The 12,763-nt window shown below is 56.1% G+C and carries 12 protein-coding genes and 1 riboswitch; all 12 genes read right to left on the bottom strand.

The annotated features are described in order from the left end of the window. The gene (locus MOMUL_RS04105) at positions 1-1,287 is read right to left on the bottom strand and encodes a homocysteine synthase (protein WP_062281876.1); all 1,287 of its coding nucleotides are present in this window, start codon (positions 1,285-1,287) and stop codon (positions 1-3) included. An 87-nt stretch (positions 1,288-1,374) separates the two neighbouring features. Beyond that, positions 1,375-1,491: riboswitch (SAM riboswitch) on the bottom strand. A gap of 82 nt (positions 1,492-1,573) precedes the next feature. Continuing rightward, the gene (locus tag MOMUL_RS04100; RefSeq protein WP_062281873.1) at positions 1,574-2,317 is read right to left on the bottom strand and encodes a FadR/GntR family transcriptional regulator; all 744 of its coding nucleotides are present in this window, start codon (positions 2,315-2,317) and stop codon (positions 1,574-1,576) included. Positions 2,318-2,453: 136 nt separating this feature from the next. Beyond that, positions 2,454-3,932: a stage IV sporulation protein A gene (gene spoIVA, locus MOMUL_RS04095; RefSeq protein ID WP_062281870.1), complete on the bottom strand. Its 1,479-nt coding sequence runs from the start codon at positions 3,930-3,932 to the stop codon at positions 2,454-2,456. A 208-nt stretch (positions 3,933-4,140) separates the two neighbouring features. Next, complete coding sequence (locus MOMUL_RS04090) at positions 4,141-5,148, bottom strand: NAD(P)H-dependent glycerol-3-phosphate dehydrogenase (protein ID WP_062281867.1); 1,008 nt, start codon at positions 5,146-5,148, stop codon at positions 4,141-4,143. Further along, positions 5,149-5,733, bottom strand: a complete 585-nt coding sequence (gene plsY / locus MOMUL_RS04085) for a glycerol-3-phosphate 1-O-acyltransferase PlsY (protein ID WP_062281864.1) — start codon at positions 5,731-5,733, stop codon at positions 5,149-5,151. A 20-nt stretch (positions 5,734-5,753) separates the two neighbouring features. Beyond that, on the bottom strand, positions 5,754-7,070 hold the full coding sequence (gene der, locus MOMUL_RS04080) for a ribosome biogenesis GTPase Der (RefSeq protein ID WP_062281861.1): 1,317 nt from the start codon (positions 7,068-7,070) through the stop codon (positions 5,754-5,756). A gap of 31 nt (positions 7,071-7,101) precedes the next feature. Then, a complete protein-coding gene (locus MOMUL_RS04075; RefSeq protein ID WP_062282411.1) occupies positions 7,102-8,439 on the bottom strand; it encodes a DUF512 domain-containing protein in 1,338 nt (445 codons plus the stop codon). Positions 8,440-8,537: 98 nt separating this feature from the next. Then, positions 8,538-9,053, bottom strand: coding sequence for a DUF3189 family protein (locus tag MOMUL_RS04070; RefSeq protein WP_062281858.1), 516 nt, complete (start codon positions 9,051-9,053; stop codon positions 8,538-8,540). A gap of 1 nt (position 9,054) precedes the next feature. Beyond that, a complete protein-coding gene (locus tag MOMUL_RS04065; RefSeq protein ID WP_064774324.1) occupies positions 9,055-9,516 on the bottom strand; it encodes a DUF3189 family protein in 462 nt (153 codons plus the stop codon). A gap of 1 nt (position 9,517) precedes the next feature. Further along, complete coding sequence (spoIIP, locus tag MOMUL_RS04060) at positions 9,518-10,798, bottom strand: stage II sporulation protein P (RefSeq protein ID WP_062281855.1); 1,281 nt, start codon at positions 10,796-10,798, stop codon at positions 9,518-9,520. Beyond that, a complete protein-coding gene (locus MOMUL_RS04055) occupies positions 10,791-11,537 on the bottom strand; it encodes a DUF1614 domain-containing protein (RefSeq protein WP_062281853.1) in 747 nt (248 codons plus the stop codon). The genes spoIIP and MOMUL_RS04055 overlap by 8 nt, the downstream gene beginning before the upstream one ends. Positions 11,538-11,710: 173 nt before the next feature. Then, positions 11,711-12,748: a type 2 isopentenyl-diphosphate Delta-isomerase gene (gene fni / locus MOMUL_RS04050; protein ID WP_062281850.1), complete on the bottom strand. Its 1,038-nt coding sequence runs from the start codon at positions 12,746-12,748 to the stop codon at positions 11,711-11,713. Positions 12,749-12,763: the final 15 nt, after the last annotated feature.

Here is a 12,763-nt window from a genome sequence, read left to right as displayed (position 1 = left end):
CTATAACCTGCTCCTGCTCAGGGCCTGGTCCAGGTCGGCAATGAGGTCGTCGACATCCTCCAGGCCGATGGAGAGACGGACCAGGTCCTCGGTTACTCCTGAAGCCAGCTGTTCCTCCGCCGTCAACTGCTGGTGGGTAGTGCTGGCCGGGTGGATGACCAGGGAACGGGCGTCACCGACATTGGCCAGGAGGGAGAACAGCTCCAGGCTATTGATAAATTTTTTCCCAGCTTCCCTGCCACCCTTAATGCCAAAGGTCAAGATCGCCCCTGCTCCCCGGGGCAGGTACTTTTGCGCCCGTTCATAGGAGGGATGGGAGGGCAGGCCGGGGTAACTCACCCAGGCTACGGCCGGGTGTTCTGCCAGCCAGCGGGCAACCTGCAGGGCATTCTGGACGTGGCGCTCCATGCGTATGGGCAGGGTTTCCAGGCCCTGGAGGAAAAGAAAGGCATTGAACGGGCTCAAAGCCGGTCCCAGGTCGCGCAGGAGTTGTACCCGGGCCTTGACGATATAGGCCGCCGGGCCAAAAGCTTTCAGATAACTGAGGCCGTGGTAGCTGGGATCCGGCTCCACCAGGCCGGGAAATTTGCCGTTGTCCCAGTTGAATTTACCGGAGTCGACAATAACCCCGCCGATGGAGGTACCGTGGCCGCCGATAAACTTGGTGGCCGAATGGACCACAATATCGGCTCCGAAGGCAAAGGGCTGGCATAAATACGGCGTGGCAAAGGTATTATCAACGATTAAAGGTATACCAGCCGCGTGGGCGATGGCCGCGAGGGCTTCCAGGTCCGGAACATCCAGTTTGGGGTTACCGATGATCTCTACATACAGGGCCCGGGTTTTATCGTTTATGGCGGTCCGGAAATTTTCCGGGTCCGCACTATCGACGAAGCGGACCTTGATGCCGAATTTAGGCAGGGTGGAGTTAAACAGGGTGAAGGTCCCCCCGTAAAGGCTGGTGGAAGCCACAATTTCCTGCCCGGCGGTTGCAATATTGGCAATGGCTAAGGTTATAGCCGCCTGGCCGGAAGCCGTGGCCAGGGCGCCGACACCGCCCTCCAGGGCGGCCATTCTCTTTTCGAAAACATCGGTAGTGGGGTTCATGATACGGGTGTAAATGTTGCCAGGTTCGCTTAAGGCAAAAAGGGCCGCCGCATGGTCGGCATCCCGGAAAACGTAGGAAGTGGTCTGGTAAATGGGTACGGCACGCGCTCCTGTAGCCGGGTCAGGTTCCTGGCCGGCGTGGACCGCCAGGGTGGCAAAACGGTACTGCTGCTTGGACATGGGTAATTCCCCTCTCTTTTTTAATTAGCCGGCCGCGGGGGAATAAAAAAACCTCTCCGATAAGAAGAGGCATTAACTTGCTTACCCCCCTTATCTCTCAGGGCAAATGCCCTGCAGGAATTGGCACCTGTCGCCCCCGGGTAAACCGGGACAGCGGGTTGCCGGGCTTCATCGGGCCAGTCCCTCCACCACTCTTGATAAGAGTTTTTAGTTCCTGTATTCAATTAAGCCAGCTTGATATAAACTATAAACCCTGTTTCAAAGGGTGTCAAGCACTTTTTTATATTTATCCCTGGCGCCAGGCGGCAACAACCTGCTCCTCGACGTCTTCCAGGTGCCGCAACATGGCTGCCGCAGCCTCATCGCCATCACGGTTGATTAAAGCCTTTACAATCTCATAGTGTTCATCAACCGACCGTTCGCCGCGGCCGGGAATGGCCAGGCTGCGGGAGCGGCTGTCGGCCAGGAGATCGAGCATGCTGTGCATCAAGCGCACCAGGACGGTATTACCGGTGGCCTGGGCCAGACGGTAATGGAAATTGCTGTCGTGCCCTGCCAGGAGGGAAAGGCGGCCGCTACGCAGGCGTCCCAGCTGTTCCCTGGTGGTGGTCACCATGCTGGCCAGCTCCTGGATATCAGCCTGGCTGGCCCTTTCTGCCACCCAGCGGGCCGCTTGTGGCTCCAGGACTTTACGCACTTCAAAAAGATGCAACACCGTATCCCTGTTCACCGGCAGGTGGCTGGCAAAGCGCTTTAAGTATTCATCCGGGTCCTGCTCGCTGATAAAGGCCCCCTGGCCGTGACGGATGCTTACCAGGCCCTCGGCAGCCAGCATTTTTAAGGCTTCCCGGACGGAAGTCCGGCTAACCCCAAGCATTTCCGCCAGCTCCCGTTCGGCCGGCAGGCGGTCGCCGGGCTTCATTCGCCCCTCAAAAATGCTTTTTTTTATTTCATCTACCACCCGGTGATAGACGCTTTTAGGATTGCGGTAAATAGGCTGGAAAAGTTTTTCCGTTGAACTATCGCTCAATGGTTATCGCTCCTACCCCTGGGACAAGTGGTCTTACCTCTTTATACATTGTACCATAGCCCGGGGTAGCAGTAAATAACCAGTTGCCCCTTAAAAAATAAACCGGGGCAATACCCCGGTTGTCTTGCAGTTGTTCCTAAATTATAATGCAGATCAGCCCACCGCCGCCGTCGTTGACGATGCGTTCTACTGTTTCCTGGAGTTTTACCTGGGCGCTTTCCGGCATGCGGTAGAGTTTACTCTGGATACCTTCCCGCACCAGTTCGCTTAAGGACTTGCCGAACACATTGGTCTGCCAGATCTTCTGGGGATTATCTTCAAACTCCTCCATGATATATTTGACCAGGTCTTCGCACTGCTTTTCGGTACCGATGAGGGGCGTTACCTCAGTGGTGATGTCGGCGCGGATGAAGTGGTAAGATGGGGCTGTGGCCTTCAGCCGCACGCCGGAACGCCCGCCCTGCTTGATAAGTTCCGGCTCGGCCAGTTCCATTTCTTCTTCGGTGGGCGTTACGACGCCGTAGCCGGTGTTGCGGACTTCCTGGATACCATAAGCGATTTTATCCCATTCCTTCTTGATGCCGGCCAGTTCGCGAATCCAGCGCAGGATATCCTGGTCACCGCTGATGTCCAGGCCGCTGACTTCCCGCAGGATCTGGTAGAAGAGCCCTTCCCTCATTGCTAGGTCAATATGGGCAGTACCGGTGCCCAGGTCCATGTCCTTCAGGGCTACCCGTAAAACATATTCATTTTCGTTAAGCCTGTCAATAGCGCCATTGATATCCCGCAGGCGCCGGACCTCCCCCACTGCTTCCCGGACGGCATTTTCCAGCTGCTGCCGCAGCCAGTGGTCGCCTGCCAGTTCATCCACCCAGCGGGGCAGGTTGACGTTGACCTCGGCCACCGGGAATTCATAGAGGGCCTCTTCCATGATATGCAGGATGTCCTCTTCGCTTAAATGTTGGCAGTCCACCGGGAGGACCGGGACATCATAGGCGGACTCCAGTTCCCCGGCCAGGGTAATTGTTTCCTCGGCCAGAGGATGGACGGAATTGAGCAGGACGACAAAGGGCTTACCTAAATCCTTGAGTTCCCAGATGACCCGTTCCTCGGCATCGACATAATCTTGCCGGGGAATCTCCGTAATACTGCCATCGGTGGTAACAACTATGCCAATGGTGGCGTGGTCGGTGATCACCTTGCGCGTTCCTGTTTCTGCCGCTTCTTGGAAGGGCACCGGCTCTTCAAACCAGGGCGTCCGGACCATCCTGGGCCCCTCGCCGTCCTCATAGCCCAGGGCGCCGGGCACGGTATAGCCGACGCAGTCGACCAGCCGCACGCGCATCTTCAACCCTTCCCGGATGGTAATCTCCACCGCTTCATTGGGAATAAATTTGGGTTCGGTGGTCATGATCATGCGCCCGGCACCGCTCTGGGGCAATTCATCCCTGGCCCGGTCCCGCTCATTGGGATTTTTGATGTTCGGCAACACCAGCTTTTCCATGAATTGAGTGATAAAAGTTGACTTGCCGCTGCGTACCGGCCCCATGACGCCGAGATAAATATCACCGCCGGTACGTTCGGCTATATCCCGGAAAATATCCCGCTTTTCCACCCCGTATTCTCCCTCCCCAGGCCATTTAGTTTACCGTTCAGCCCGACTGGCATGTTTTAACAATACATCTATATGATTTGGTAGCCAGAATATGACCCGAAATCATTTTTAGGGGTCAACCTTTTACAGATCTATGCGCCCGGGGACAAGAAAAGAACCTGCGATGAATAGTGATTGGAGGAAACTGGCACCGAAACGGTACGGGGGTTTACCAGATACCTATTTCAACCTCATGGGTGCGCGGCCGCTCCATGAGGGCCGCCACACACTCCTGCACTGGTTTGCCTTCATAAAGGACCTTATAAATTTCTTCGGTTATGGGCATCCGGATCTGGTGCTGGCGGGCCAGATCCCTAGCGGCCGCCGTAGTCCGCACACCTTCGACCACCATACCCATGCCGGACAGGATTTCGGCCAGGGCTTTACCCTCCCCCAGCTGCATCCCGGCGCGGCGGTTACGGCTGTACATGCTGGTACAGGTGACAATCAAATCGCCAATACCACTTAAACCGGCAAAAGTCATGGCTTTCCCCCCCAGGGCTACCCCCAGCCGGGCAATTTCAGCCATGCCCCTGGTCATAAGGGCCGCCCGGGCATTATCCCCCAGGCCCAGGCCATCGGCAATCCCTGTGGCCAGGGCAATAATATTTTTTAAAGCGCCGCCAAATTCGACCCCTGCCACGTCGGGATTGGTATAAACCCGGAAAGTTGGATCCATAAAAATATCCTGGACATATTCAGCTATCTGCCGGTCGGCAGCAGCTACGACCACGGTCGTCGGCAAGCCGCGGCCGACTTCTTCGGCATGGCTGGGGCCGGAGAGCACTGCCACCTGCGCCAGGCCTTCTTCGGTAAGGACTTCTGATAAACGTTTTTTAGTGTCCAGCTCCAGCCCTTTCGCAGTATTTACGACTATTATTCCTGGAGGTAAAAAAGGTTTTACTTGCCGGGCTGTTAAACGGACGGCATGGGATGGAACGCTTAGGACCACCAGGCCTGCCTCCCTGGTGGTTAATTCCAGATCGGTCGTTGGCCTGATCCCGGCAGGCAATTTAACTCCCGGCAAATATGCTTTATTTTCTCGCAGTTCTTCCAGTTCAGCCACAAGTTCCCGGCGCCTGGCCCAGAGGTTAACCTGCAAGCCCTTCCGGGCCAGTAAAACGGCCAGGGCCGTCCCCCAGCTGCCGGCACCAATAACGGCAATAGTTCCGGTCAATTAACTTCGCTCCCCCAGTTTATGTTCGGTCCCAGCCAGCAGGCGTTTGATATTGGGCCGGTGGCGGTATATAACCAGTGTTGCCCCGGCAAAGGTAAAAAGGATATAGGGCCAGGGCCGGTGAAAAAAGAGCATTAGAAAAGGGGCTAAGGCAGCAGCCAAAATTGACCCCAGGGAGACATAGCGAGTAAAAACTACGATTACCAGCCAGAGCAATGCGGCCCAGAAGATGACAGGCGGCGCCATGGCCAGCACTGCACCAGCAGTCGTAGCTACCCCCCTTCCTCCTTGAAAATCCAGGAAAATAGACCAGTTATGGCCAATAATGGCCACCAGAGCCGTTATGGCTGCCAGCCAGGGACCACCCATAGCCTGGCCCAACCAGACAGCCAGGATGCCTTTCAGGGCATCAACTGCCAGTACTAGCAGGCCTGGAAAAGTACCCATGGTTCTTAAAGCGTTGGTGGCGCCGACATTACCACTGCCCCGTCGCCGGATATCAAAACCGTACACATAACGTCCCACCACGTAAGCCGTGGGAATAGAACCGATAAGATAAGCCAGTACCAGGGCCAGCAGCCACATATTTTCCCCTCCATTTTTAATTATTGCCCTTTACTGCGCCGGAATAATAAACGCAGCGGCGTGCCCTCAAAACCAAAGGCCTGCCGGAGCTGGTTCTCCAAATAACGCTGGTAGGAAAAATGGACATCTTCTGGACGGTTGCAGAAGAAGATAAAGGTCGGCGGTTTGACCTTGACCTGGGTGGCGTAAAAGATTTTAACCGCCTGGCCCTTTACCGCCGGCGGTGGCGTGAGTATAACCGCTTCTCGCACTATGGAATTTAATGTTCCTGTAGCAACACGACGGCTGGCCTCTGCTCCTACAGCATCAATGGCGGGTAAAATCCGGGCAACCCGTTGCCCTGTCAGGGCAGAAATAAAAAGGATAGGAGCATAGGACATAAAACTTAACTCCTGGCGGATCATCTCCTCATAACGGGCCATTGTTTTATCATCCCTGGGCACTAAATCCCACTTGTTTACTATTATTATAGAGGCTTTGCCGTGTTCGTGGCCATAGCCAGCAATTTTTTTATCTTGTTCGGTTACGCCTTCGGTACCGTCCAGGACTACCAGGACTACGTCGGCCCGTTCCACCGCCTTCAGGGCCCGCAAAACGCTGTAATGCTCGGTGGAATCGGCGATGCGGCTCTTGCGGCGCATGCCGGCGGTATCAATAAGGATGTACTCCCTTTCGCCCTGGCGAATATATGTATCTATGGCATCCCTGGTAGTGCCCGGCAGGTCGCTGACGATGACCCGTTCTTCGCCCAGGAGGCGGTTGACGATAGAAGACTTACCCACATTGGGCCGCCCCACCACGGCTACTTTTAAGGCCATCCCGTCCTCTTCTACGGCAGCCTCCGGTAAGAGGTCAACTACCCTGTCCAGGAGATCGCCGACATTTAAACCGTGAATGGCGGAAACAGGAAAAGGATCTCCAAGGCCCAGGCGATAAAATTCGTGGGTCAAGGTAGGATCGCTGAAGTCTTCGACCTTGTTGGCCACCAGGATTACCGGCCGCCCGGAGCGGCGTAATATCTCTGCCACCTCTTCATCGTCGGCGGTCAGGCCGGTCCTGGTATCAACTACAAAGAGGATAACATCAGCTTCCTCCAGGGCCTGTTCTGCCTGACGCCTTACCTGGGCCACCAGGGGATCATCCGGCCTGGCAGCAATGCCCCCCGTATCTACCAGGGTAAACTGGCGCCCTCGCCATTCGGCGTCGCGGTAAAGGCGGTCCCGGGTTACCCCGGGGGTGTCTTCAACGATAGCCACCCGGGCGCCGGTGAGGCGATTGAAAAGGGTTGACTTGCCGACATTGGGCCGGCCGACAATGGCTACTACCGGTTTAGGCAAAAAGGATTCCTCCGTAATATACTGTAAATCTTCATTTCCCTCTCGTTAGCATTCCCTCTACCAGCCCTTTTCCCGTAGCTGGAACTACCTCTACCTCTACTCCCAGTTCAGCGGCAAGCATTTTCGGCGTCAGGTCATCCAGGAAAACCGGGGCATCCCTTTTTAGCATGACGCCGGGGATGAGAATAACTCCTTCTTTTTCCCGGATCCAGGGGGCGGCTTCTTTTAAGCCACTTAACAGGTCCTGGCCGGTGAGGAGGCCGGCCACCGTCACCTGCGGGCCAAAAAAAAGGTTGGTTACCGGGACTACCCTGGCCTCCAGGTTGCCGGCCTTTGCCGTAGCCTCCTGGACGAGTCCTGCCAGGAGGGGAGCCGCCAGGGTACCGGTGGCTATTACTACCCGCCGGGTCCGGATTTCATGCCGGTTGAGGTTAGCCAGGGCAGCTGCAAAATCATCCAGGAAAAGGCGCGTGAGGCCAACACCGTTTTCCGTCTGGGGAAAGTCGTCATAGTAAGGAGCCGGGGGTAGCTGGAGATTGGCCAGCAGGTAGAGTTCATCGGCCCCGTAGACCAGGCCGCACCCAAAGCGGTGGCGAAACCCAGCCTGCCAGGCTGCAATCCGGTTTACTATTGCTGCGGCCTCCTCCGGTGTCACCCGACGCAAGGGGAATAAATTTTCCCGCCGGGAAGTCAAACCCACCGGTACTACAGCAATAGATTGTACCGCGGGATAAAGGCTGCTGAGGTCCTTTACCGTCCGCTCTAACTCCGGGCCGTCATTGAGCCCCGGGCAGAGGACAATCTGGGTATGCATCTGGATGCCGGCAGCGGCCAGCTTCTTCAGCTGTACCATGATTTCCCCGCCCCGTTGATTGCCTAAAAGCCTGCGTCTTAATCGCGGATTGGTGGTATGGACGGAAATATAGAGGGGGCTGAGGTGCCAGCGGAAGATATATTCCCAGTCCCGGGGTTTTAAGTTGGTCAGGGTAATAAAATTGCCGTGGAGAAAGGAATAACGGTAATCGTCATCTTTGATATAAAGACCGGGCCGGAGGCCCCGGGGCATCTGGTCGACAAAGCAAAAAAGGCATTTATTGCTACAATGGCGCAGGCCATCAAAGGTCGGTGCGGCAAATTCCAGCCCCAGGTCCTCGTCGTAATCCTTTTCAATTTCCATGAGCCATCGTTCGCCGCCGGGTTTTTCAATCTCTACCTCCAGGTTTTCACCGGCGCAAAGGTAACGGTAGACAATCAGGTCGGGCACTGGTTCCCCGTTGATGGCCACCAGCACATCGCCGGGGTTGATTCCCAGCTCGGCGGCTATACTGTCCGGCCGGACGGCAGTTATTACTGCCTTTTGTTCAGGCAAGCAGATGTCATCTCCTGACTTCACTGCGCAGGCCTCGCTTAGGGCACCCCCGGCCTGCGATTTTTTCGCCTTAATTATCCAATATTTTACCCCGGCCGTCAAGTTTTTACCTGGGGCCGGGGTTTTACGCCTGGCTGCTGGTTAGGGTTGCCGTGTTTAACGACGTTAAGCTCTTGCTGGAGAGCCTCCTTAACCAGGTTAACCAGGACGGGGTAATCTCTCCCCACGCTCCATTGCAGCAGCAGCCGTCCCAACCAGGCCAGGCGGGAATAACGCCGGCAAAAAGCGCCCGCCCACCATAAAAAGGAAACTTGGTGGGAAACGTCTATCCATAGCACCTCACCCTGGTTCCGGCCCAGGGCCACCAGGAAAGTCTCTACGGCCCGCCGGGCTGTCGCGCCGTCATGGCCGACGGCAGCAGTATAGACGGCATGGCCTGCTTGCGTGTGGCCCATATAGCGCAGGCCACCCTCCCCTTCGGGGACATCAAAATGGGGTAATTTTTTTACTTGTTGCCAGGCCGGTAGTTGTTCCGGGTTGAGCCAGTTTAAATGGAGGGCAGCGGCAATTACGGCAGCATGGGTACCGCTAAAACAGGCGTAAATGATAATCACTCTAATGGCCTTCCCATAAATGGCGGTTCCGGGAGACAAAATCGACCAGCTGGAAAAAGGCGCTCCTGGTGCCCCAGATTACCACCGGACGTCCTGGAGCAGTCAGGCCGATACGGCGCGAAGTAAAACCGCCCAGCCGCATTAATAGATTTACCAGCGGGGACGTATTGAGAAGCAAAATTTCTTGCCGCGGTACCCCCAGGGCGGCGGCCAGGTCATAAAGTAGAGTTTCGAACCTGCTGCCCAGGTTTTTTTTACCGGCGGCGTATACCTTATTACCATAAACATCGGTACCCATAAATTTCAGTTCACCCTCTTCCCCCCGGCTGCGGCCATCAAAATACGGCAGGGCCAGGAGTTCCGCTGCCGTAGGTAACCTGTTGCGGGGCAATAGCCCCAGGTGAATGGCTGCTGCCGTAACCGAAGAATGGGAGCCACCAAAACAATGGTAGATAACTAACATTTTAGTCCTTTTGCCAGTCGGCCCGTTCATCATTGGGCGTTGACTCCGCAGCAGGTTTCTTGTCCAGCTTCACCATTTCCTTCTGGTTGCCGGGTCCCTGTCCGGCTTTCCTGGTCAGCAAAGGCCGCCTTGACCGCCGCCAGCCCAGTAAATTGACCCACTCTATCGAAGTAAACTGCTTAAGTCGGGCCACCGCTTTTTCCCAACTGCCGCTAGAAATAATCAGGAAGGCGCCGCCGCCAAGGGCGAAAGCCAGGATGACAAAAAGGACACCCTTCCAGTCGGCGGCAGTGCTGGGAGTCCGGGCGGCCGTGGGCCGGGCCGCAACCCCCAGGACAGGCGGCACGACGTCGGCAAAGAGAGTTGCCCCCTGTTCGGCTTCAGGCAGGGTGTTGGTATGGGTACCGACTTCCAGGAGCATGGCCCGGGGTGAAAGGTCCTGGTTATAGCTGCCGGTACCGATGAAAATCCCCCTGATCAAGCCCGGGTATCTGGCATCTGCTGCAGCCTTAAGCCGCTTGGCAAAATCCAGGTTGGCACTCATATTCTGATTCTCCCGGCCGACGACCATACGGATCATACTTACATCCTGGCCATTAATGGTGCGGCGGTAAAAGGTGGGGTCAGGTACGCCGTCCCGGTGTATATCAAAGATGGCTGCCGCTCCCTTTTGCAGTAAACCCATGGCTGTACGGCGGGAGCGCCGGTAGGACGCGTCATCATGGGGAGCATGGGAAGTCTGGTCTTCTATTACAGTTAAGCCCAGGCTGCGCAGGCGGTTGGCAAAGGCCGTACCAACCTGCAGGATACCGCCGCGGCCGGGTACACTCTCTGTACCCTGGCTGGGTACATAGGATTCATCATCATGGGAATGGTAAATGCCAATTACCTGGCTGCCTCCGGCCTGAACCGGGACAGTTGCCCCGGCCACAACATCAACCTCTCCTTCCCCCTGGGAAAGTTGCTCAATGCCTATTTCCCGGCAGATAGCTTTGTTGCCTTCCACGCGAATTACCTTATAACGGCGGTTGTCGGCGGCAATAAACTCATCGTTAAGGTAAACCCGGCGGGCCATCATATCCAGGACCCGGCCCTGTTCGTCAACTAAAATAGAATACTGGCCTTCGGTATGAGTTTTACTTATTAAGTTGGCCAGGCTAAAGACCCTGGTGACAGCTCCCAGCCGGTTTTCCTGGAAGGTAAGGGCACCCACCAGGGCTAAGGCAAAGACCAGTAGGATTAATCCACTCCGCAAACTATGGGACCGGCTTAATTTATTCACCCTGTTCACCACCGTTATCCTTTGTATCAGGTTTGTTAGCTGTTAAAGGTTTTAATGATGGTCCCTGTAAGCTGGACAGTAAGGAACGGGAATGGCCGGTCGTTTCCGGGCCACCCTGGACCCTTTCCCGCACTTCACCGATTAACTCGGCCAGGAGCACGGCCACAACGGCGGCCATAAAGGTAACATCAATAATGCCAGCCCCACCGAAGGCTACCGTACCCCTTAACCCCCGGCTCAGGTAGAAAAAAAGGTCGACGACATCCAGCAGTAGCACTCCCAGAATGGCACCAACAAAGGCTGCCCGGCGGGAGCGGCCCACCAGGTAGGCGACTACACCGGCGATGAGGGGATAATAGTAAAGGGGGTCCAGGAGGCTAAGGCCGGAAACATTCCAGGCTTCCCGGCCCCGGGTAACGAGGCTGATGCCAAAAAGTACGGCAGCGGTAATTACTGCCCCCAGCAAAGCTCGCCCTACTTCCCGTGCGGTTCCGGCCCGGTACAAGACGTAGATGGCCAGGCCAAAGGGTATCAGGCCACCCCCGACATTAACAGAAGTAACTACTCGCCCGCTAGTTATAGGGATATTGATAAAGCTCCCGACAATCATAGCGACAATGAGGGCCAGAGCAGCCCGGTCGCTTAAATAAAGGCGGTCCAGGACCCGGTGGGCCAGGCCAAAATAGACCAGGCCAAAGACAATGACTAAAAGTAAAACACCAATGGTATATCCCGTCATGATTAATCACCTTCCAGGGTTAGATTTCCCCGTCAGGTAAGAAATATACCGCGACCGGCCGGGAGATAAAAAATCCACCGTCAATAATGGACGGTGGATCTGGTTGTTGAATAGGCCCCGCACTGCTCAGAAGGTCCACAGAGTGTTTAGTACCCAGAGATAATGCCTGCTCCCTACCGGCGCTGGATACCTTCCAGCCAGGCTTTTGTCCGCCCCGTAATGACCAGTGGTTTAGATGCCAGTTCCGCTGGGGTGGCGCAACCAGTTAAAAGGCAAATGCGTTTTAAATCTTCCTGCCAGCTGAAAATCTCCTGCGCCACGGCCTCTTCGCCCTGGTCCAGGAGAATTTTTAAGAAATGCCCGGCTGCGCCTACAATTTTCGCCCCCAGGGCCAGGGCCCGGGCCGCATCCAGGGCACTCCGGATACCGCCGGTGGCCACAATCTCCACCGGCAGGCCCAGTTCCTTAACTTCCAGGATACTTACCGCCGTGGGCAGGCCCCACTGGGCCAGGGCCGTAACCTGGCGGGCCCGGCGTTTGTTTTCAATAGCGGCAAAATCAGTCCCGCCGCGGCCGCCGACATCCAGGATACGGACGCCAGCATGATATAGCTGTAAAGCTGCTTCCCTGGACAGGCCAAAGCCTACTTCTTTAGCAATAACGGGTACGTCCAGGGAGTTTACCATGGCCTGGATATTCTCCAACCAGCCCCGGAAGGAACGGTCGCCCTCCGGCATGACCAGTTCCTGGGCTGCATTGAGGTGTACCTGTAAACCGTCGGCAGCGATCATGGCTACCGCTTCCCGGGCAGCGTCCGGGGAATTACCAGCTCCTAGATTGGCCAGGATTAAGCCTTCCGGATTTTCCCAGCGGGTAATGGCGAAACTTTCCACCCAGGCTTTATTTTCTATGGCTGCCTTCTGGGAACCAACGGCCAGGGCAATACCAGTTCGCCGGGCCACCCTGGCCAGGGCGGCGTTAATGGCCTTTGTTTCGGGAGGGCCGCCCGTAAGGGCGTTAATAATAAAAGGGGCGGCCAGGGTTTTCCCCAGCCACCGGCAGCTAAGATCAATATCCGTCCAGTCGAGTTCCGGCAGGGCCTGGTGGATTAAATGGACATCCTCCAGGCCGCTGGTGCCGTAACCCTCTTGCTGGAAGAAACGCAGGTGCTCCAGCTTGCGCTGGCCCCTCCCCGGGATAATCTCTGGCATCCCCTTACGCCTCGC

The organism is Moorella mulderi DSM 14980 (assembly GCF_001594015.1).
Taxonomy (GTDB): domain Bacteria; phylum Bacillota; class DSM-521; order Neomoorellales; family Neomoorellaceae; genus Neomoorella; species Neomoorella mulderi.
Note: the sequence above shows the minus strand (reverse complement) of the source record. Positions and strands in the feature narration are given on the sequence as shown.